Consider the following 19,300-nt stretch of genomic DNA (forward strand, 5'->3'; position numbering starts at 1 on the left):
GCTCCCGCTACGCGGGGGCGGGGGCCGCGCGCCGCACGGTCCTCGCGATGGTCGCCGAGCCGACCACGCGGGTGCCGTCGTAGAGGACGATCGCCTGGCCGGGGGCGACGCCGCGGACGGGCTCGTCGAAGGTGACCCTCAGCTCGCCGTCCTCCAGGACCGCGTCGACCCCGGTCTCGCCGCCGTGGGCGCGGAGCTGCGCGGTGTAGCGGCCGGGGCCCTCGGGGGCGGTGCCGCACCAGCGGGGCTTGATGGCGGTGAGGGCGGTGACGTCGAGGGCCTCGGCGGGGCCGACCGTGACCGTGTTGTCCACGGGCGAGATGTCGAGGACGTAGCGGGGCTTGCCGTCGGCGGCCGGGTGGCCGATCCGGAGGCCCTTGCGCTGGCCGATGGTGAAGCCGTAGGCGCCCTCGTGGGTGCCCAGCCGGGTGCCGGACTCGTCGACGATGTCGCCCTCCGCCTTGCCCAGGCGGGTGGCGAGGAAGCCCTGGGTGTCGCCGTCGGCGATGAAGCAGATGTCGTGGCTGTCGGGCTTCTTGGCGACGGCGAGGCCGCGCCGCTCGGCCTCGGCCCGGATCTCGTCCTTGGTGGTGAGGGTGTCGCCGAGCGGGAACAGCGCGTGGGCGAGCTGCTTCTCGTCGAGGACGCCGAGGACGTACGACTGGTCCTTGGCCATGTCGGAGGCGCGGTGCAGCTCGCGGCCGCCGTCCTCGTTCAGCACGACGGTGGCGTAGTGGCCGGTGCAGACGGCGTCGAAGCCGAGGGCGAGCGCCTTGTCGAGCAGGGCGGCGAACTTGATCTTCTCGTTGCACCGCAGGCAGGGGTTGGGCGTGCGGCCGGCCTCGTACTCCGCGACGAAGTCGTCGACGACGTCCGCGCGGAAGCGCTCGGCGAGGTCCCACACGTAGAAGGGGATGCCGATGACGTCGGCGGCCCGGCGTGCGTCGCGCGAGTCCTCGATCGTGCAGCAGCCGCGGGCTCCGGTGCGGAAGGACTGCGGGTTCGCCGAGAGCGCGAGGTGCACGCCGGTGACGTCGTGCCCGGCCTCGACGGCTCGGGCGGCGGCGACGGCGGAGTCCACTCCGCCGGACATGGCGGCGAGGACGCGAAGGGGGCGCGGAGTCTGAGTCATAGCCCTACCAGGGTACGGGTCGGCGGGAACCGCGCGGCCGGGACCGGCGTTCTGGGGGGCATGGGGAGCGAGAACGGGAAGAAGGTCGGCCGGCGCGCCGTGCTGATCGGCGGCGGGGTCGCCGTCGTGGGTACGGGCGTGCTGGCGCGCGAGGAGCTGGCGCGGGCCTGGTGGCGGCTGCCGTGGATGGAGAAGCCGCGTGTCGACGGGGAGCTGGACTACCGGGCCGCGGCGTGGACGGCGGCGCACCAGGCGAACTCGCGGCGGGCGGACCGCCCGGACGACTACCGGATCGACCGGGTGGTGATCCACGTGGTGCAGGGCAGCTACGCCACCGCCCTGAAGGTCTTCAGGAACCCGCTGCACGAGGCCGCCACGCACTACGTGGTCGGCAAGGACGGGCGGGTGGCGCAGATGGTTCGGGAGCTCGACGTGGCCTACCACGCGGGGAACCGGGACATGAACGAGCGGAGCGTCGGCATCGAGCACGAGGGGTTCGTGGACCGGCCGCAGGACTTCACGAAGGCCATGTACGAGGCGTCGGCGCGGCTGACGGCGGACATCTGCCGGCGGCACGGGATACCGGTCGACCGGGAGCACATCATCGAGCACGCGGAGGTCGAGGGCACCGACCACACCGATCCCGGTCCGCACTGGGACTGGGACCGGTACATGGAGCTGGTCCGGCGGGAGCGGGCGAAGCTCCCGGCCTGATCCGCGGCGGCGGTCCGGGTCGTTCCTCTCGGGCCGGGCGGGATCAGGAAGAACGGCTCAGCTGAGGCCGGCGGTCCTGGCGCGTTCGACGGCGGGGGCGATGGCGTCGGCGACGGCCCGTACGTCGTCCTCGGTGGAGGTGTGGCCGAGGGAGAAGCGGAGGGTGCCGCGGGCGAGGTCGGGGTCGGTGCCGGTGGCGAGGAGGACGTGGCTGGGCTGGGCGATGCCCGCGGTGCAGGCGGAGCCGGTGGAGCAGGCGATGCCGGCGGCGTCCAGGAGGAGCAGGAGGGAGTCGCCCTCGCAGCCGGGGAAGGTGAAGTGGGCGTTGGCGGGGAGCCGGTCGACCGGGTCGCCGCCGAGGACGGCGTCGGGGACGGCCGTACGGACGGCGGTGACGAGCGCGTCGCGCAGGGCCCCGATCTCGCGGGCGAAGGCCTCCTGCCCGTCGGTGGCGGCGCGGGCGGCCGTGGCGAAGGCGGCGACGGCGGGGACGTCGAGGGTGCCGGAGCGGACGTGCCGCTCCTGGCCGCCGCCGTGCAGCACGGGGACGGGGGTGTGCTCGCGGCCCAGAAGCAGGGCGCCGATGCCGTAGGGGCCGCCGATCTTGTGGCCGGAGACGGTCATGGCGGCGAGTCCGGAGGCGCCGAAGTCGACCGGGAGCTGGCCGACGGCCTGGACGGCGTCGGCGTGCAGCGGGACGCCGAACTCGGCGGCGGTGTCGGCGAGCGCGCGGACCGGCATGACGGTGCCGATCTCGTTGTTGGCCCACATCACGGTGGCGAGGGCGACGGACTCCGGGTCGCGGGCGATCGCCTCGCGCAGCGCGTCCGGGTGGACGCGGCCGTGGGCGTCGACCGGCAGGTACTCGACCGTGGCGCCCTCGTGACCGGCGAGCCAGTCGACGGCGTCGAGGACCGCGTGGTGCTCGACGGGGCTGGCGAGGACGCGGGTACGGCGGGGGTCGGCGTCGCGGCGGGACCAGTAGAGGCCCTTCACCGCGAGGTTGTCGGCCTCGGTGCCGCCGGAGGTGAACACCACCTCGCTGGGCCGGGCGCCGAGCGCGGCGGCGAGCGTCTCGCGGCCCTCCTCGACGGTCCGCCGGGCGCGCCGTCCGGCGGCGTGCAGGGAGGAGGCGTTGCCCGTGACGGCGAGGTGGGCGGTCATCGCCTCGATCGCCTCGGGGAGCATGGGCGTGGTCGCGGCGTGGTCGAGGTAAGCCATGGTGGGTCGATTCTACGAGCCCGGCCGCCGGCCCCCTCGACGAGCCCGCCCAGGACCGTCCCGCCCGGCGACCGCGGGGCCGCCGGGGACGCGGCGCGCCGGGATCAGCCGCGCGGGGCGCGGGCGAGCTGGCGGGACTGGGCGACGAGCCGGCCGGCGCTGTCCCAGACCTCGGCGTCCTCCTCCAGGAAGCCGCCGGCGAGGTTGCGGGTGGTGATGGAGACCCGCAGCGGGCCCGGGGCGGGGCGGCAGCGGACGTGGGTGGTGAGCTCCACGGTCGGGGTCCAGCCCTTGAGGCCCAGTTCGAAGGCGGTCGGCGGAAGGGCGTCGACGGCGAGCAGGAGGGAGAGCGCGTCGGGCTCGCGGCCGTCGGCCAGACCGAACCAGGCGCGCATCTCGCCCTTGCCGGAGGGCGCGCCGATCGCCCAGCCGACGCAGGCGGGGTCGAGGCGGAGGTCGAGGCGGTCGGTGATCGCGGAGGAGCCGGGGATCGGCGGGGCCGGGCCGTCGGAGGCGCTGAAGCACTGGTCGATCGGCGCGAAGGCGGGCGGGACCGCGCTGGTGCGGACGTCTTCCGCGAGGGCGTCGAGGTCGCCGTAGGAGGCGAGGACGCGGATCCGCTCGACCTCGGTGCCGTCCTCGGCGAACTGGTAGAGCGAGGCGGTGCCGGTGGAGAGGGTCCGGCCGGTGCGGACGGTCTCGGTCCTGATGACGGCGGGGCCCGGTGCCGACGGCGTGAGGTAGTGCGCCGAGATCGTGAACGGGTCGGGGTGCGGCAGGTGGTCGCCGAGGGCGCGGCCGAGCAGGGCGAGGAGGTAGCCGCCGTTGACGGCGTGGATGATCGTCCAGCCGGCCGAGAGCTCGGCGTCGTAGACACCCGGCTCGCGGAGGGTGACGGCGGTGTCCCGGTCGAACTCGCTGAGCGCCGCGGCGTCGGCCACGGGGCTCGTCTCGATGCTCGTGCTCATACGGCCGACGGTACCGCAGGAAACTACTGAGCGGTAGCTTTTTCGGGCTCCTCGCGGGTCGACGAGCGGCGGTTCCAGGCGCGCGGCGCGCGCCAGTGGTAGCGCAGCGCGAGCAGCCGCAGGAGAAAGGCGGTGAGCACCGCCGTGCCGCTGGTGTAGGCGTTCAGGATGTCGAAGCGGATGCACAGGACGACCATGGCCGAGCCGACGATCGCGGGCACGGCGTACAGGTCGCGGTCCCAGCGGAGCAGCGACGGCACCTCGTTGGCGAGCACGTCGCGCAGCACGCCGCCGCCGACGGCGGTGGCGAGGCCGAGCGCCGCCGAGGAGGTGAGGCCGAGCCCGTAGTCGTACGCCTTCGTCGTCCCGGTCACGCAGAAGAGGCCGAGGCCGGCCGCGTCGAAGACGTTCACGGCGGTCTGCGTGCGCTCCACCTCGGGATGGAGGAAGAAGACGAGGACGGTGGCCACCAGCGGCATCAGGAAGTAGCCGAGGTCGGTGAAGGCGGCCGGGGGGACGGCCCCGATGATGAGGTCGCGCAGGAGCCCTCCGCCGAGCGCGGTGACCTCGGCGAGCACGGCCATGCCGAAGACGTCGAAGTTCTTCCGGACGCCGAGGAGGGCGCCGGAGATGGCGAAGACGAAGATGCCGACGAGGTCGAGCGTGTGTTGGACCGACGGGCTGAACAGATCGTGGAGCACCGGCCAATTGTGCCGTGTGTACGGAGAGGGCCCGGCCGCCACACGGCGACCGGGCCCTCTCCGGGTGGGCTCCGCCCACGGGTGCGCTACTTGCCCTCGGGCGCGTCCTCGGCCTTCGGAGCCTTCTCCGCGTCGGGGCCCTTCTCCGCCTCCGGAGCCGTACCGGAAGCCGCCTCGGGCGTCTCCTCGCCCGGCGCCTCCGACTGCGCCGGGATCACCACCGCGTCCGACCCGCCCGCCGGGGCGAGCGTGCCGTCCTGGATCTCCCGGGTGAAGTGGCAGGCCACCTTGTGGCCGCCGCCCACGTCGCTCAGTTCGGGGCGCTCCTCGGAGCACTTCGGCTGCGCCCACGGGCAGCGGGTGTGGAAGCGGCAGCCCGTCGGCGGGTTGGCCGGGGAGGGCAGGTCGCCGTGGAGCAGGATCCGCTCGCGCCGCTCCTCGACCTCCGGGTCGGGCACCGGCACGGCCGACATGAGCGCCCGGGTGTACGGGTGCAGCGGCTCCTCGTACAGCGTGTCGCTCGGCGCCTCCTCGACCAGCGAGCCGAGGTACATCACTCCGATGACGTCCGAGATGTGCCGGACGACGGCGAGGTCGTGGGCGATGACCAGATAGGTCAGGCCCATCGACTCCTGGAGCTCTTCGAGCAGGTTGATGACCTGGGCCTGGATCGAGACGTCCAGCGCGGAGACCGGCTCGTCGCAGATGATCAGGTCGGGTTCGAGGACCAGCGCGCGGGCGATGCCGATGCGCTGGCGCTGGCCGCCGGAGAACTCGTGCGGGTAGCGGGAGAGGGCGTTGGAGGGCAGGCCCACCTTGGCGAGGATCTCCCGGATCCGCTCCCTGCGCTCGTCCTGGTTCGCTCCGATCCCGTGCGCGGCCATGCCCTCGCTGAGGATCGACTCGATGTTCTGGCGCGGGTTGAGGCTGCCCAGCGGGTCCTGGAAGACCATCTGGAGCCGGCGGCGGAAGGGGCGCAGCTCCTTCTCGGGCAGCTTGGCCACGTCGGTGCCGTCGAGGACGACGGAGCCGTCGGTGACGTCCACGAGCCGCAGCACGGCCCGCCCCAGCGTGGTCTTGCCGCAGCCCGACTCGCCGACCAGGCCGTACGTCTGGCCCGCCTCGACCTTGAGCGAGATGCCGTCCACGGCGTAGACGTGGCCGACCGTGCGGTCGAAGAGGATGCCCTTCTTGACGGGGAAGTGGACCTTCACGCCGTCGAGTTCGAGCAGGCTCATGCCGGTACCTCCGTCGTGGCGAGGACCGGGTTCGCGCAGCGGGCGCGGTGGCCGGCCGCGCGCGGTTCGGTCAGTTCGGGCGTGCCGGTGAGGCACTCCATCTCGTACCGGTCGCAGCGGGGGGCGAAGGCGCAGCCGTCGGCCCAGGCGATCTGGTCGTTGATGGACCCGCGGATCGGGTGGAGCGGTTCGCCGCGCGGGGCGTCGAGCCGGGGGATGGAGCCGAGCAGGCCGTGGGTGTACGGGTGCGTCGGGTGGGCGAACAGCTCGCGGCGGCCGGCCGATTCGACGACCTTGCCGGCGTAGAGGACGTTCACCTGGTCGCAGAGGCCGGCGACGACACCCAGGTCGTGGGTGATCATCAGCAGCGCGGTGCCCTCCTGGTCGACCAGTTCCTTGAGGAGTTCGAGGATCTGGGCCTGGATGGTGACGTCGAGCGCGGTGGTCGGCTCGTCGGCGATGAGCAGGCGGGGGGCGCAGGCCACCGCCATGGCGATGAGCGCGCGCTGCCGCATGCCGCCGGAGAGCTGGTGCGGGTACTCCTTGAGCCGTCGGTCCGGGTCGGGGATGCCGACCCGGTCGAGGAGGTGCGCGGCCTCCTTGCGGGCGGCCTCGCCCTTCAGGCCGCGGTGGCGCCGGAGGATCTCGGTGACCTGGACCCCGATGGGGATGACCGGGTTCAGCGAGGAGAGCGGGTCCTGGAAGATCATCGCCATGTCGCGTCCGCGCAGGTCGCGCATCTTCGACGGGGAGAGCGACAGGAGGTCCGTGCCGTCGAGGTCGGCGCGGCCGCCGAGGGTGACGCCCTTGCCGGGCAGCAGTCCCATGAGGGCGAGCGAGGTCACGGACTTGCCGCACCCCGACTCGCCGACGAGGCCGACGACCTGGCCCTGGTCGACGCTGAAGGAGACGCCGTTGACCGCCCGGACGTCCTTGCGGCCGCGGCCGCCGAAGGTGACGGTGAGTTCGTCCACGGTGAGCAGTGGCATGGTCAGCCTCGCAGCTTCGGGTCGAGGGCTTCGCGCATGGCCTCGCCGAGCAGGGTGAAGCCGAGGGCGGTGATGACGATGCCGACCGCCGGGTACATGGACATCATCGGCGCGTTGTCGAAGAAGCGCTGGGCCGCGGAGAGCATGACGCCCCACTCCGGGACCGACGGGTCGGGGTTGCCGAGTCCGAGGTAGGAGAGGGCGGCGGCCTCGATGATGGCGGTGGCGAGGCTGAGCGTCGCCTGGACGATCACCGGGCTCAGCGAGTTCGGCAGGATCTGGGTGAGGACGATCCGCCGCTTGCGGATGCCGAGCGAGCGGGCGGCGAGCACGTAGTCGCTGCCGCCCTGGGCGAGCATCGAGCCGCGCAGCAGCCGGGCGAAGACCGGGATCTGCACCACACCGACGGCGATCATCACGGTGGTGAGCGACTGGCCCATCACGGCGGCGACGGAGACGGCGAGGAGCAGCGACGGCAGCGCCAGCAGGATGTCGGTGACGCGCATGATCGCGTCGTCGATCCGGCGTCCGGCCTTGCCGCCGAGGGTCGCGCAGGCGCCCGACAGGATGCCGACGACGGCGCCGATCAGCAGGCCGATGAGCATGGAGACGACGCCGACGAGCAGCGTCTGGCGGGCGCCCACGAGCATCCGGGAGAACATGTCCCGGCCGAGGTGGTCGAGGCCGAACCAGTTCTCGCCGCGCGCGCCGACGAACTCGCCGCGGTTGGAGAAGACCTCTCCGCGCCAGGTCTGCTCGGAGGGGCCGTACGGGGCGATCCAGGGACCGATGATCGCCAGCAGGACGAACCCGGCGATGATGACGCCGCCGATGATCGCCATCTTGCTGGCGCGCAGCCGGCGCAGCGCCTCGCGCCAGAGGCTGGCGCCGCTGGCGGTCTCGGTCTTCGCCGTGAGCTGGGCGAGCCGGTCGATCTTCGAAGTGGTGGTGATCAGACTCATCAGTGCACCCGCACCCTCGGGTCGATGACGCTGTAGGCGAGGTCGACGAGCATGTTGATCAGCACGTAGATCACGGCGATGAACATGATGAAGCCGACGAGCACCGGGTAGTCGCGGGCGTCGATGGCGGTCCGGATGAAGGAGCCGATGCCGCCGAAGGTGAAGACGGACTCGGTGAGCACGGCGCCGGAGAGCAGGCTTCCGGTGAGCAGGCCGATGGCGGTGACGACGGGGAGCAGCGCGTTGCGCAGGACGTGCCGGACGCGGACGACCCGGCGCTCCAGGCCCTTGGACTCGGCCGTGCGGATGTAGTCCTCGCCGAGCACCTCCAGGACGCTGGCGCGGGTCATCCGGACGATGACCGCGAGCGGGATGGTGGCCAGGGCGATGCCGGGCAGCACCAGGTGCATGAGGGCGTCCCAGGCGGCGTCGAGCTCGCCGGTGAGCACGCCGTCGAGGACGGCGAAGCCGGTGACGCTGGTGGCGTCGATGCCGGTGGACTGGCGGCCGAAGGTGCCGAAGATCCCGCCGAACGCGCCCTTGAGGAGCTGCGCCAGGAAGAAGACCGGGATGCAGATGCCGATGAGGGAGCCGGAGACGGAGGCCACGTCGATCCAGCCGCCGCGCTTGCGGGCGGCGATGTAGCCGAGCGGGATGCCCACGACGGTGGCGATGAGCATGGCCGCGAGGCTGAGTTCGACCGTGGCGGGGAAGCGGAGGACGAACTCGTCCCAGACGGGCTGGCCGGTCTGCACCGAGGTGCCCAGGTCGAGGTCGAGGAGCCGCTTGAGGAAGCGTCCGTACTGGACGTAGAGCGGCTGGTCGAGGCCCAGCGCGCGGTTGATGCGCGCCACGTCGGCTTCGGTCGCCCGCTCGCCCAGGATCGCTGAGGCGGGTCCGCCGGGCAGTCGGTTCAGCCAGATGAAGAGCAGAACCGACAGGCCGAGCAGGGTGGGTATGAGCTGGAGAAGTCGTCGTACGACGAGTCGCAACACCCCGCGTGCCCCTTTCTTGCGTGTGGAGGGTGGATGCGCGGACGCCCGGCCACGGCAGGAGCGCGTGACCGGGCGGACCGCTTACGGGGGTGTTACTTGAAGGAGACCTCGGCGAAGTTCTCCTGCGTCAGCGGGGAGACCTTCGGCGGGACCACGTTCTTGCCGAACGCGATGGCCGGCGGGGACGAGGTCAGCGGGAGACCCGGCAGGTACTCCATGATCGCCTCGTTGGCGGCCTTGTAGAGGTCCGTGCGCTTGGTCGGGTCGCCCTGGAGCGAGCCGGCCTTCACCGCGTTGAAGACCTTGTCGTCCTTGAAGCCCCACTGCTTGTCGTACCCGGCGAACCAGGTGCCGATGAAGTTGTAGCCGTCGTTGAAGTCACCGGTCCAGCCGAGCATGTGGAGGGCGCAGCCGCCCTTCTCCACGGCGTCGACGTAGTCCGGGTTCCACTTCTTCGGCTTCGGGGTGACCTTGATGCCGGCCTTCTCGAGGTCAGCCTTGACCAGCTCGAAGATGTCCTGCGGGGCGGGCATGTACGGGCGGGTGACCTCGGTCGGGTAGCAGAAGTCGACCGCGAGGTTGCTCGCGCCGGCGCCGGCGAGGAGCTGCTTGGCCTTGGCGGTGTCGAACGCGTACTTCTTCACGTTCTCCGAGTAGCCGGCGACCGTGTCGGGCATGAACTGGGTCGCGACCTTGCCGCCCTCGGGCAGCTGGGTCTTGACGATGTTCTCGCGGTCGACGGCGTGCGCGATGGCCTGGCGGACCTCGGGCTTCTTCAGCGCCGGGTTGGCCTCCTGCGTCATGCCGAGGTAGAGCAGGTTGAAGACGTCGCGGGTCGGGACCTGGAAGCCCGCGCCCTCGAGGGTCTTGATGTCGGCGGGGGCGACGAGGTCGTAGCCGTCGATGTCGCCGGCCTGGAGCGCCTGGCGGCGGCCGTCCTCGGTGTCGATCGTGCGGAAGACCAGGTTCTTCACCTTGGCCTTCTCGCCCCAGTAGTCGTCGAAGCGCTCCAGGGCGACTTCCTTGTTGCCCTTGTTCCACTTCGTGATCTTGTACGGGCCGGTGCCGGCGACCGTGCCGGCCTCCTGGCTGTACTTGGGGTACGTGATGGCGTCGCCGGCCTCGGTGACCTGCTGCTTCGCGTACTCCGCGATCGCCTTGGGCGAGTGGATCGCGAGGGCGTTCAGGGAGAAGCCGCCGGGCAGGTTCGCGGAGGGCTCGAAGACCTCGATGACGGCGGTGGCGTCGTCCTTGACCGTGCAGGACTTGTAGTTCGCCTTGGGCGTCTCCTTGTCCTCGTTGGCCTTGAAGCCGCCCATGATGGTCTGCCAGTAGTACGAGACCGCGCTCGACTGGTAGGTGCCCTTCCAGTTGAACCAGTAGTCGTAGTTGGCGCAGACCGCCTTCGCGTCGAAGGCCTCGCCGTCGTGGAACTTCACGCCCTTGCGGAGGTTGAAGGTCCAGACGGTGCCCTCGGGGTTGCTCGACCACTTCTCGGCGAGCCCGCCCACCAGCTGGCTGCCGCCGGGCTCGTGCTCCAGGAGCGCCTCGAAGGCCTGCCGGGTGACCCGGAAGGTCTCGCCGTCGCTCGCGAGGGCCGGGTCGAGGGAGGCCGGGTCTCCCGGGGCGCCGAACACGAAGGTGTCCTTGGCCCCGCCCTTGTCCCCCTCCTTCCGCTCGCTCGCACAGCCCGTGGCGATGAGGCCGACCGCGATGGCCGCCGTCAGAGCCCGGGTCGACCGGGAATTGAGTATGCGCATGGGTCCACCCCTGGGTCGCCATGTGTGGTCTTGACCGGCCGAACGCTACTGGCGAGTGACGCGGCAGAGAACAGTCCGCATAGCGGTGATACCAACCTGAGACCCGGACACTCACCAAAACGGTCCGATGCCGGACATCGACGGCTGGAGCGGTCCCAAGTAGACGCAAAACCCCGCCCTGGCAAGCAATTTCGGCCAGAGCGGGGCGTGCGGGCGGGGCGGGCGTCAGCGGTGCCGCGCGGGCGGGTATCCGTATCCCGGACGGTGGGATCCCGCATGCTGGGACGGTGAGCCGTGGGCCTCGCGGTCGTAGAAGGGCCGGGCGTGGGCCTTCAGCCAGAGCGCCACCGGGTCGTACGCGTCGGAGAGCGCGACCGTCGAGACGGGCAGGCCCTCGGGCACGGCGCCGATCGACTGGCGCATCATCGCCCGCACCTCGTCCACCGCCGCCGACGAACCGTCGTACAGGTCGAGGCCGATGACCAGGTACGGGGTGCCGAGGGCGGGCTGGACCCAGCCGCGGCGGAGCGAGCGGACGGCGGGCGTCCGGTGCGCGTTCTGGGTGAGCTGGGCGTAGAACTGCGGGATCTCCAGCGCGGGTTCGGAGACCCGCAGCGGTCCCGCGGGCATCCGGTCGAGGCCGGTGGCGATCCGGCGCAGGTCGACCCAGGGGATGCCGACGCCGCCGCCGGGGGCGTGCGGATTCAGCCAGACGCCCCAGCGCTCCGGGTAGAGGGCGCGGGCGATCTCGCGGCCCGTGACGCACTCGTGGGAGCGGTTCCAGCCGGACGCGGAGAGTTCGCCGGGCGAGGTGACGCAGGGGGCGTAGCCGTACCCGTCGACCTCCATGTTGCCGTACTGGGCCTCCGGCGAGCCCGCCGAGCCCTGCCAGAGCAGCATGTACAACTCGCCGTCGGCCAGGGCGTGCAGCAGTCCCTCGTACGCGTCGTAGCGTCCGGGCGCCACCTGGCGCAGCATGTGCTCGACCTGTCCGGTCGCGCCTGACGCGCTCACCCTGGGTTCCGCCCCTCTGTCTGGTACGGCTCGGTTCGGCCGTTCGGTCGTCTCGGTCGTTCGGTCGGTCCAGCTTAGACAGGGCCGGGGGTCATCCGGCGGTGCGCAGGTAGAAGGGGCGCACCTGTTCCAGCATCCAGTCGCCGACGGGGTCGGCGGCCATGTCCAGCAGGATGAGGTTGACCGGCCAGGCCACCTCGACACGGCCGAGGGCGCGGCCGAGGGCGTCCAGCGGGGCGTTGCGGTCGACGCCGTCCCAGCCGGTGAGCTGGACGCCGATGAAGAGCGCCGGCTCGGTGCCCTCGACGCTGGCGAGGGTGCGGCGGGCGCTGGCGACGACACCGGTGGCCTCGAACTCGGCGGAGGCCGCGGCGAGGAAGTCGACCGGGTCGTCCTGCCAGTCGGGCTCGAAGAGCCGGACCCGGCCGCCGGACGCGGGTCCGTCGAGCGCGGTGCGGCCGACCCGGCAGAGTTCGGCGACGGCGGGCGGGGGCAGCGGGACGCCGACGACGCCGCCGGGGTTCACGGCGATGCCGAGCTGCGGGGGCAGGCCGCGGGCGAAGTCGCGGGCGGGGGCGACGGTGAAGGACATGTGGTCACCGACGCAGGCGAGGAACTGCTCCCGCGAGCTGTAGACGGGGACGTAGGCGGCGCCGCCGATCTCCATCGTGGCGAGGTCCAGGTCGGGGCTGTCGGGACCGCCGCCGTTGGGCAGCGGGACCCAGACGGGGCTCCGGCCGAGCACCTCGATGAGCCGGCCTCCGGCCGCGGGCTCCCCGAGCGCGGCGGCCAGCGCCTCCTCCAGCTCGTTGCCCGGCCACGTCACGTCCACGGTGGTTCCGTCCCCTCCTCGCACGGCCCTGGTCCCGGCCGTCCCGCAGCACCCTAACGCCGCCCCGCCCCGGCCGTGACCAGAAACCCGCACCCGCGGCGGGCGCGGGTCTCAGCCGGCCTCGCGGAAGCCGAGGCGGCGCAGCGCGCCGGCGGCGTCCCGGTCGAGGAGGGTGGCGGAGGCGCAGCCGCGGGGCAGCCGGCCGGACTCGACGGCGGCGACGAGCCGGCCGACGGCCCTGCGGTGCCGGGCGAAGGCGTACGCGGACACCCCCCGGCCCCGCTCGCGCTGGCCGTCCACGGCGGTGGCCGGGTCGACGTCGAGGAGGACCAGGTGGAGGGCGCGGCCGCGGCGGGCGGCGGAGCGGGCGAGCCAGCCGCGGACCCAGGACTGGGTGCCGCAGTCGTGGACGACGACGCCGGCGCCGGAGCGCAGCGCCCGGTACAGCCCGGCGTAGTGCGCGACCCGGACCAGCGGGCGGTAGAGCGCGTACGGCAGCAGGCGGGGCATCCGGGCCTCCCAGCGCTCCCGGGCGTCCTGCGAGTCGATCCCGCGGCCCTCGGCGGCCCGCCGCAGCAGCGTGGACTTGCCGCTGCCGGGCAGTCCGGAGACGACCACGACGTCGCCGGCGGCGAAGGTGAGGGCGCGCGGCCCGCGGCCGCCGCGCTCGCGCAGGTCCCGCACGACGCGCCCGCGCGCGCGGGTCCTGGCGCGGGCCCGCGGAGCGGGTATGGCGGCGTCGGTCGCGAAGACGCCGGTGTGCTGGATCCTCATCGCTGCTCCCCCTGTCGGGTCCCCGGAGGACGTACCGGGAGACCTCACGGAGACCCTTGCCCACGAAGTGTAAAGAAACGGTAATCCGAGACAAGCGATTTGCGGCGCCGACACCGCGTGCGATGATGTGCGCGCCAGGCGCGTGCCGCGCCCTACAACCGCATACCGGCCGCTCGAATCCGCGCGGGAGAGTTCCGGACCGGCCTCGGCCGTCCGGGCGCCGAAGGAGCAAGACCCTCCCTTGAATCTCTCAGGCCCCGTACCGCGTGGATGAGGCAGATCTGAAAAGCGGGACACCTGTCGTGTCCCCACCCAAGGTGCAAGCCGGGGATGCCCCCGGTGAACCTCTCAGGTTCCATGACAGATGGGGAGGAACGTCCTTGCCTGTCATGTTTTCCGCCTTCGGGACCCGGGAGCCACGTCCATCATGAGCACCACCCCCCGTCTGACCGCCCTCGATGCCCTGCATCGTTCGCTGGGCGCGACCATGACCGACTTCGCCGGCTGGGACATGCCGCTCCGGTACGGCAGCGAGCGCGACGAGCACAACGCCGTCCGCACCAGGGCCGGCCTCTTCGACCTCTCCCACATGGGCGAGATCACCGTCACCGGCCCGCAGGCGGTCGACCTGCTCGACTTCGCCCTGGTCGGCAACATCTCCACGGTGGGCAACGGCCGCGCCCGCTACACGATGATCTGCCAGGAGGACGGCGGCATCCTCGACGACCTGATCGTCTACCGCCTGGGCGAGACCGAGTACATGGTCGTCGCCAACGCCTCCAACGCGCAGATCGTCCTGGACGCCCTGGTGGCCCGCTCCGGCGGCTTCGACGCCGAGGTCCGCGACGACCGCGACGCGTACGCCCTGCTCGCCGTGCAGGGCCCGGAGTCCCCCGGCATCCTGAAGCAGCTCACCGACGCCGACCTGGACGGCCTGAAGTACTACGCGGGCCTGCCCGGCACGGTCGCCGGCGTCCCGGCGCTGATCGCCAGGACCGGCTACACCGGCGAGGACGGCTTCGAACTCTTCCTGAAGCCCGAGCACGCCGAGGGCGTGTGGACGGCGCTGACCGAGGCGGGCGCGGGCGTCGGCCTGATCCCGTGCGGCCTCTCCTGCCGCGACACGCTGCGCCTGGAGGCGGGCATGCCGCTCTACGGGCACGAGCTGACCACCTCCCTGACCCCCTTCGACGCCGGTCTCGGCCGCGTCGTGAAGTTCGAGAAGCCGGGCGACTTCGTCGGCCGCAAGGCGCTGGAGGCCGCCGCCGAGCGCGCCGAGACCGCCCCGCCGCGCAAGCTGGTCGGCCTGATCGCCGAGGGCCGCCGCGTCCCGCGCGCCGGCATGGCCGTCGTCGCCGGCGACGAGGTGGTCGGCGAGATCACCTCCGGCGCCCCCTCCCCGACGCTCGGCGAGCCGATCGCGATGGCGTACGTCGACGCCGCGCACGCCGCCCCCGGCACCGAGGGTGTAGGGGTGGACATCCGCGGCACCCACGAGCCGTACAAGGTCGTGGCGCTGCCGTTCTACAAGCGCCAGAAGTAGGCGGGCGCCCGTCCGGGGCCGCCCCGGACGTGACGCATTCGTCTCAGGACACGTCTCACCCCGCAAGACCCCCGTACATCCGCACTCCCCCGATCCAGGAGAATCAGGCCATGAGCAACCCCCAGCAGCTTCGCTACAGCAAGGAGCACGAGTGGCTGTCGGCCGTCGAGGACGGCGTCGCCACGGTCGGCATCACGGAGCACGCGGCCAACGCGCTCGGTGACGTCGTCTACGTGCAGCTCCCCGAGGTCGGCGCGACCGTGACCGCGGGCGAGTCCTGTGGCGAGCTGGAGTCGACGAAGTCCGTCAGCGACCTCTACGCCCCGGTGACGGGCGAGATCGTCGAGGCCAACCAGGACGTCGTCGACGACCCCTCGCTGGTGAACTCCGCCCCCTTCGAGGGCGGCTGGCTGTTCAAGGTACGCATCTCGGGTGAGCCGGACGCGCTGCTCACCGCCGACGAGTACACCGCTTTCACCGCAGGCTGACCGAGACCCCTAGGGATCGCTTCATGTCGCTTCTGAACACTCCCCTCCACGAGCTGGACCCCGACGTCGCCGCCGCCGTCGACGCCGAGCTCGGCCGTCAGCAGTCCACCCTCGAGATGATCGCCTCGGAGAACTTCGCTCCGGTCGCGGTCATGGAGGCCCAGGGCTCCGTCCTCACCAACAAGTACGCCGAGGGTTACCCGGGCCGCCGCTACTACGGTGGCTGCGAGCACGTCGACGTGGCCGAGCAGATCGCGATCGACCGGGTGAAGGAGCTGTTCGGCGCCGAGTACGCCAACGTGCAGCCGCACTCCGGCGCCTCCGCCAACCAGGCCGCCCTCTTCGCGATCGCCCAGCCGGGCGACACGATCCTCGGTCTGGACCTGGCCCACGGCGGCCACCTGACCCACGGCATGCGCCTGAACTTCTCGGGCAAGCAGTTCGAGGTGGTCGCGTACCACGTGGACGAGGCCGGCCTGGTCGACATGGCCGAGGTCGAGCGCCTGGCCAAGGAGCACCGCCCGAAGGTGATCATCGCGGGCTGGTCGGCGTACCCGCGTCAGCTGGACTTCGCGGAGTTCCGCCGGATCGCCGACGAGGTCGAGGCGTACCTGTGGGTCGACATGGCCCACTTCGCCGGCCTGGTCGCGGCCGGTCTGCACCCGAACCCGGTCCCGTACGCGGACGTGGTGACCTCCACCACGCACAAGACGCTCGGCGGCCCGCGCGGCGGCATCATCCTCGCCCGGGGCAAGGAGTTCGCGAAGAAGCTGAACTCCGCGGTCTTCCCCGGCTTCCAGGGCGGTCCGCTGGAGCACGTGATCGCGGCCAAGGCCGTCTCCTTCAAGGTCGCGGCCTCGGAGGAGTTCAAGGAGCGCCAGCAGCGCACCGTGGACGGCGCCCGCATCCTGGCCGAGCGCCTGGTCCGGGACGACGTCACCGAGCACGGTGTCGCGGTCGCCTCCGGCGGCACGGACGTGCACCTGGTCCTGGTGGACCTGCGCGACTCCGAGCTCGACGGCCAGCAGGCCGAGGACCGGCTGCACGAGGTCGGCATCACGGTCAACCGGAACGCCGTTCCGAACGACCCGCGCCCGCCGATGGTCACCTCCGGTCTGCGCATCGGCACGCCGGCCCTCGCCACCCGCGGCTTCACCGCCGAGGACTTCACCGAGGTCGCCGACATCATCGCCGAGACGCTGAAGCCGGGCTTCGACGCGGACAAGGCCGAGTCCCTGAAGGCCCGTGTGACCGCTCTGGCCGACAAGCACCCGCTGTACCCCGGCCTGAAGTAATTTCGTACGCTTTCGTTCCTGGGTTCGTTCGTTCGAAAGTTCCGGGGCACCGCGCACACTGGACAGTGAGGCGCGGTGCCCCGCCCCATGTCGTCACGTCTTCACGCTCTTCTGCTCCACCCCGGCAGACAACGGCGTCTAGCCCCCCACAAGGAGTCCTCCCGTGGCCATCTCGGTCTTCGACCTGTTCTCGATCGGCATCGGTCCGTCGAGCTCCCACACGGTGGGCCCCATGCGCGCGGCCCGGATGTTCGCCCGCCGGCTGAAGAACGAGGGCCTGCTCGCGGGGACCGCGAAGGTCCGGGCGGAGCTGTACGGCTCGCTCGGCGCCACCGGGCACGGCCACGGCACCCCGAAGGCGGTCCTGCTCGGCCTGGAGGGGAACTCGCCCCGCACGGTCGACGTGGAGAACGCCGACGACGAGTTCGAGCGGATCAAGGCGAGCGGCCGGATCAACCTCCTCGGCGCCCACGACATCCCCTTCGACTTCGACGCCGACCTGGTCCTGCACCGGCGCAAGGCGCTCCCCTACCACGCCAACGGCATGACGGTCTTCGCCTACGACGCCGAGGGCGCGCTCGTCCTGGAGAAGACGTACTACTCCGTCGGCGGCGGCTTCGTGGTCGACGAGGACGCGGTGGCGGGCGAGAACCCGATCATCCCGGACGACACCGTCCTGAAGTACCCCTTCCGCACCGGTGACGAGCTGCTCCGCCTCGCCCGGGAGACCGGTCTGTCGATCTCCTCGCTGATGCTGGAGAACGAGAAGGCCTGGCGCACCGAGGACGAGATCCGCGCCGGCCTGCTGGAGATCTGGCGGGTCATGCAGGCCTGCGTGTCGCGCGGCATGGCCCGCGAGGGCATCCTGCCGGGCGGTCTGAAGGTCCGCCGCCGCGCCTCGACCCTGGCCCGCAAGCTGCGCTCCGAGGGCGACCCGGCCATGCACGCGATGGAGTGGATCACCCTCTACGCGATGGCGGTGAACGAGGAGAACGCGGCGGGCGGCCGGGTGGTCACCGCCCCGACGAACGGCGCGGCCGGCATCATCCCCGCCGTCCTGCACTACTACATGAACTTCGTGCCGGGCGCGGACGAGGACGGGATCGTGCGCTTCCTGCTGGCGGCGGGCGCGGTCGGCATGCTCTTCAAGGAGAACGCCTCGATCTCCGGCGCCGAGGTCGGCTGCCAGGGCGAGGTCGGCTCGGCCTGCTCGATGGCGGCGGGCGCGCTGGCCGAGGTCCTGGGCGGCTCCCCCGAGCAGGTGGAGAACGCCGCGGAGATCGGCATGGAGCACAACCTGGGCCTGACCTGCGACCCGGTCGGCGGCCTGGTCCAGATCCCGTGCATCGAGCGGAACGGCATGGCGGCGGTCAAGGCGGTCACGGCGGCGAAGATGTCGATGCGCGGCGACGGCAGCCACCTGGTCTCCCTCGACAAGGTCATCAAGACCATGAAGGAGACGGGCGCGGACATGAGCGTCAAGTACAAGGAGACCGCGCGCGGCGGTCTCGCGGTGAACATCATCGAGTGCTGAGCACGGGGCGGTGAGCCCCCGCGCCGGGCACGCGCGCGTACCGAAGGCCGGTCCCGCCCCCGCAGGACCGGCCGTCGGGCGTTGCTCGGGTCAGAAGCGGACCCAGAGGACGTAGACGTCCGGGCGGGAGGGGTGGAAGGGCTCGCAGAAGTAGATCTTCCCCCACATCCACTCGCCGGCCTGGCCGGCGGCCTGGCACTCGGCGTACGAGGCGTGGTGGCTGCGGGCGTAGAAGCCCGGCCCTGCGGCCTCGGCGGTGCCGGCGGTGCCGGCGGTGCCGAGGGCGAGGGCTGCGGCGGTGGCCGCGGTGGCCAGGGCGGCTGCGACGCGACGGTACATGGCATGTCCTCCTGAAATGAACGATGCGATGCGGTGCGGGATGGTGCCGTGCGTTTCGTGCGGCTGCGCAGCCGCACGAAACGTATCGGCGCACCCCCTCCCCGGCAATAGGTCTAGGCCAATCCTTCGGACGGATGTCCGGATTCCCCGGTGGACGGCCGGATTCCGTCGCTAGGGTCCGATCATGACCATGACCACAGATGCCGAATGTGCCGCCCTGACCCGCACCCTGCGCCGCCGCGGGATCGTCGTGCTCTCCGTCTTCGCGGCGGTGTGGGCGCTCGCCGGCGGCTCGGGGCTGCCCGCGCCGGGCCCGCTCGTGGCGGGGGTGGCGGCGGCACTCCTGACGGCCGGGACGCTGGTCGCGGGGTTCCGGGCGACGGCCCGCGAGGTGACGCGTCCGGTGCGGCTGCCGGAGCGGTGGAACCGGGGGGTCGGGATCGTCAACGCGGTCGAGGCCGCCGCGATCGTCGCCGTGATCGCGGCCTCGAACGCGGCCGGGCACCAGGAGTGGATCCCGGTCGGCCTCTGCCTCGTCGTCGGCCTGCACTTCTTCCCGCTGGCCCGCCTCTACGACCAGCGGCAGTACGGATGGCTGGCGGCGGCCCTGACGGGCCTCGCGTCGATCGGCACGGGCCTGCTGGCCGCCGGCCTGTCCGCGGAGTCCGTACGGGCCTCCGTGGCGCTTCCCGCGGCCCTGGCCCTGTGGGGCACCGCGCTGCTGGTGGCGCGCGACTGACGCGCCGGGCCCCTCGGGGCCGAGGGGCGGGCGGCGGCTCGGCGTGAGCGCCGCCCGGCCCC

Annotated in this window: 19 protein-coding genes and 1 riboswitch; of the genes, 6 read left to right on the forward strand and 13 right to left on the reverse strand. The window is 72.1% G+C overall.

All coding sequences use genetic code 11. The features are described from left to right. Positions 1-7: 7 nt before the first annotated feature. Positions 8-1,132: a tRNA 2-thiouridine(34) synthase MnmA gene (gene mnmA, locus ACF1BN_RS17420; protein ID WP_392332467.1), complete on the reverse strand. Its 1,125-nt coding sequence runs from the start codon at positions 1,130-1,132 to the stop codon at positions 8-10. A gap of 60 nt (positions 1,133-1,192) precedes the next feature. Between mnmA and ACF1BN_RS17425 the strand changes: the two genes are divergently transcribed. After that, on the forward strand, positions 1,193-1,846 hold the full coding sequence (locus ACF1BN_RS17425; RefSeq protein WP_392332468.1) for an N-acetylmuramoyl-L-alanine amidase: 654 nt from the start codon (positions 1,193-1,195) through the stop codon (positions 1,844-1,846). Between the two features lie 57 nt (positions 1,847-1,903). On the opposite strand, the gene ACF1BN_RS17430 is transcribed toward ACF1BN_RS17425, so the two are convergent. The 11 genes from ACF1BN_RS17430 to ACF1BN_RS17480 all read right to left on the reverse strand — a co-directional run bounded on the left by ACF1BN_RS17430 (position 1,904) and on the right by ACF1BN_RS17480 (position 13,300). Continuing rightward, entirely contained in the window at positions 1,904-3,067 is a 1,164-nt protein-coding gene (locus ACF1BN_RS17430; RefSeq protein ID WP_392332469.1) for a cysteine desulfurase family protein, read from the reverse strand. 104 nt (positions 3,068-3,171) lie between these two features. After that, on the reverse strand, positions 3,172-4,035 hold the full coding sequence (locus ACF1BN_RS17435; RefSeq protein WP_392332470.1) for a thioesterase family protein: 864 nt from the start codon (positions 4,033-4,035) through the stop codon (positions 3,172-3,174). Between the two features lie 23 nt (positions 4,036-4,058). Further along, positions 4,059-4,736: a trimeric intracellular cation channel family protein gene (locus ACF1BN_RS17440; protein ID WP_392332471.1), complete on the reverse strand. Its 678-nt coding sequence runs from the start codon at positions 4,734-4,736 to the stop codon at positions 4,059-4,061. A gap of 86 nt (positions 4,737-4,822) precedes the next feature. Next, positions 4,823-5,974 (reverse strand): ABC transporter ATP-binding protein, encoded by a 1,152-nt coding sequence (locus ACF1BN_RS17445; protein ID WP_392332472.1) that lies wholly within the window; start codon positions 5,972-5,974, stop codon positions 4,823-4,825. Next, positions 5,971-6,963 carry an ABC transporter ATP-binding protein gene (locus tag ACF1BN_RS17450; RefSeq protein ID WP_392332473.1) on the reverse strand — a complete coding sequence of 331 codons (993 nt, stop codon included), beginning with the start codon at positions 6,961-6,963 and terminating at the stop codon, positions 5,971-5,973. The genes ACF1BN_RS17445 and ACF1BN_RS17450 overlap by 4 nt, the downstream gene beginning before the upstream one ends. A gap of 2 nt (positions 6,964-6,965) precedes the next feature. After that, positions 6,966-7,925: an ABC transporter permease gene (locus ACF1BN_RS17455; RefSeq protein ID WP_392332474.1), complete on the reverse strand. Its 960-nt coding sequence runs from the start codon at positions 7,923-7,925 to the stop codon at positions 6,966-6,968. After that, entirely contained in the window at positions 7,925-8,920 is a 996-nt protein-coding gene (locus ACF1BN_RS17460) for an ABC transporter permease (protein ID WP_392332475.1), read from the reverse strand. The genes ACF1BN_RS17455 and ACF1BN_RS17460 overlap by 1 nt, the downstream gene beginning before the upstream one ends. A gap of 92 nt (positions 8,921-9,012) precedes the next feature. Beyond that, positions 9,013-10,680, reverse strand: coding sequence for an ABC transporter substrate-binding protein (locus tag ACF1BN_RS17465; RefSeq protein ID WP_392332476.1), 1,668 nt, complete (start codon positions 10,678-10,680; stop codon positions 9,013-9,015). Between the two features lie 225 nt (positions 10,681-10,905). Further along, positions 10,906-11,694 (reverse strand): enhanced serine sensitivity protein SseB C-terminal domain-containing protein, encoded by a 789-nt coding sequence (locus ACF1BN_RS17470; protein WP_392332477.1) that lies wholly within the window; start codon positions 11,692-11,694, stop codon positions 10,906-10,908. A 91-nt stretch (positions 11,695-11,785) separates the two neighbouring features. Further along, positions 11,786-12,526 carry an enhanced serine sensitivity protein SseB gene (locus tag ACF1BN_RS17475; protein WP_392332478.1) on the reverse strand — a complete coding sequence of 247 codons (741 nt, stop codon included), beginning with the start codon at positions 12,524-12,526 and terminating at the stop codon, positions 11,786-11,788. Positions 12,527-12,637: 111 nt separating this feature from the next. Then, entirely contained in the window at positions 12,638-13,300 is a 663-nt protein-coding gene (locus ACF1BN_RS17480; RefSeq protein ID WP_392332479.1) for an AAA family ATPase, read from the reverse strand. A 174-nt stretch (positions 13,301-13,474) separates the two neighbouring features. Beyond that, positions 13,475-13,575, forward strand: a riboswitch (glycine riboswitch). Positions 13,576-13,727: 152 nt separating this feature from the next. Here ACF1BN_RS17480 and gcvT point away from each other — a divergent pair. The 4 genes from gcvT (at position 13,728) to ACF1BN_RS17500 (ending at position 18,160) form a co-directional block, all read left to right on the forward strand. Next, complete coding sequence (gcvT, locus tag ACF1BN_RS17485) at positions 13,728-14,843, forward strand: glycine cleavage system aminomethyltransferase GcvT (RefSeq protein WP_392332480.1); 1,116 nt, start codon at positions 13,728-13,730, stop codon at positions 14,841-14,843. Positions 14,844-14,953: 110 nt separating this feature from the next. Then, complete coding sequence (gene gcvH, locus ACF1BN_RS17490; protein ID WP_392332481.1) at positions 14,954-15,331, forward strand: glycine cleavage system protein GcvH; 378 nt, start codon at positions 14,954-14,956, stop codon at positions 15,329-15,331. Positions 15,332-15,354: 23 nt separating this feature from the next. Further along, on the forward strand, positions 15,355-16,626 hold the full coding sequence (gene glyA / locus ACF1BN_RS17495; RefSeq protein ID WP_392332482.1) for a serine hydroxymethyltransferase: 1,272 nt from the start codon (positions 15,355-15,357) through the stop codon (positions 16,624-16,626). Positions 16,627-16,789: 163 nt separating this feature from the next. Then, a complete protein-coding gene (locus tag ACF1BN_RS17500; RefSeq protein ID WP_392332483.1) occupies positions 16,790-18,160 on the forward strand; it encodes an L-serine ammonia-lyase in 1,371 nt (456 codons plus the stop codon). Between the two features lie 90 nt (positions 18,161-18,250). Here ACF1BN_RS17500 and ACF1BN_RS17505 read toward each other — a convergent pair whose 3' ends face one another. Continuing rightward, positions 18,251-18,499, reverse strand: a complete 249-nt coding sequence (locus ACF1BN_RS17505) for a hypothetical protein (RefSeq protein WP_392332484.1) — start codon at positions 18,497-18,499, stop codon at positions 18,251-18,253. Positions 18,500-18,683: 184 nt separating this feature from the next. Here ACF1BN_RS17505 and ACF1BN_RS17510 point away from each other — a divergent pair, with 184 nt between their 5' ends. Next, positions 18,684-19,238, forward strand: coding sequence for a hypothetical protein (locus tag ACF1BN_RS17510; protein ID WP_392332485.1), 555 nt, complete (start codon positions 18,684-18,686; stop codon positions 19,236-19,238). Positions 19,239-19,300 lie beyond the last annotated feature (62 nt).

This window comes from Streptomyces sp. NPDC014861, from assembly GCF_043081625.1.
In the GTDB taxonomy this organism is placed as follows: Bacteria; Actinomycetota; Actinomycetes; order Streptomycetales; family Streptomycetaceae; genus Streptomyces.

Excerpts from the sequence above, each read along its gene's own strand:
- ACF1BN_RS17505 (WP_392332484.1), bottom strand. The coding sequence starts at position 18,499 with ATGTACCGTCGCGTCGCAGCCGCCCTGGCCACCGCGGCCACCGCCGCA.
- mnmA (WP_392332467.1), bottom strand. The coding sequence starts at position 1,132 with ATGACTCAGACTCCGCGCCCCCTTCGCGTCCTCGCCGCCATGTCCGGC.
- ACF1BN_RS17430 (WP_392332469.1), bottom strand. The coding sequence starts at position 3,067 with ATGGCTTACCTCGACCACGCCGCGACCACGCCCATGCTCCCCGAGGCG.
- ACF1BN_RS17510 (WP_392332485.1), top strand. The coding sequence starts at position 18,684 with ATGACCATGACCACAGATGCCGAATGTGCCGCCCTGACCCGCACCCTG.
- ACF1BN_RS17455 (WP_392332474.1), bottom strand. The coding sequence starts at position 7,925 with ATGAGTCTGATCACCACCACTTCGAAGATCGACCGGCTCGCCCAGCTC.
- gcvT (WP_392332480.1), top strand. The coding sequence starts at position 13,728 with ATGAGCACCACCCCCCGTCTGACCGCCCTCGATGCCCTGCATCGTTCG.
- ACF1BN_RS17480 (WP_392332479.1), bottom strand. The coding sequence starts at position 13,300 with ATGAGGATCCAGCACACCGGCGTCTTCGCGACCGACGCCGCCATACCC.
- ACF1BN_RS17425 (WP_392332468.1), top strand. The coding sequence starts at position 1,193 with ATGGGGAGCGAGAACGGGAAGAAGGTCGGCCGGCGCGCCGTGCTGATC.
- gcvH (WP_392332481.1), top strand. The coding sequence starts at position 14,954 with ATGAGCAACCCCCAGCAGCTTCGCTACAGCAAGGAGCACGAGTGGCTG.
- glyA (WP_392332482.1), top strand. The coding sequence starts at position 15,355 with ATGTCGCTTCTGAACACTCCCCTCCACGAGCTGGACCCCGACGTCGCC.
- ACF1BN_RS17450 (WP_392332473.1), bottom strand. The coding sequence starts at position 6,963 with ATGCCACTGCTCACCGTGGACGAACTCACCGTCACCTTCGGCGGCCGC.
- ACF1BN_RS17465 (WP_392332476.1), bottom strand. The coding sequence starts at position 10,680 with ATGCGCATACTCAATTCCCGGTCGACCCGGGCTCTGACGGCGGCCATC.
- ACF1BN_RS17445 (WP_392332472.1), bottom strand. The coding sequence starts at position 5,974 with ATGAGCCTGCTCGAACTCGACGGCGTGAAGGTCCACTTCCCCGTCAAG.
- ACF1BN_RS17435 (WP_392332470.1), bottom strand. The coding sequence starts at position 4,035 with ATGAGCACGAGCATCGAGACGAGCCCCGTGGCCGACGCCGCGGCGCTC.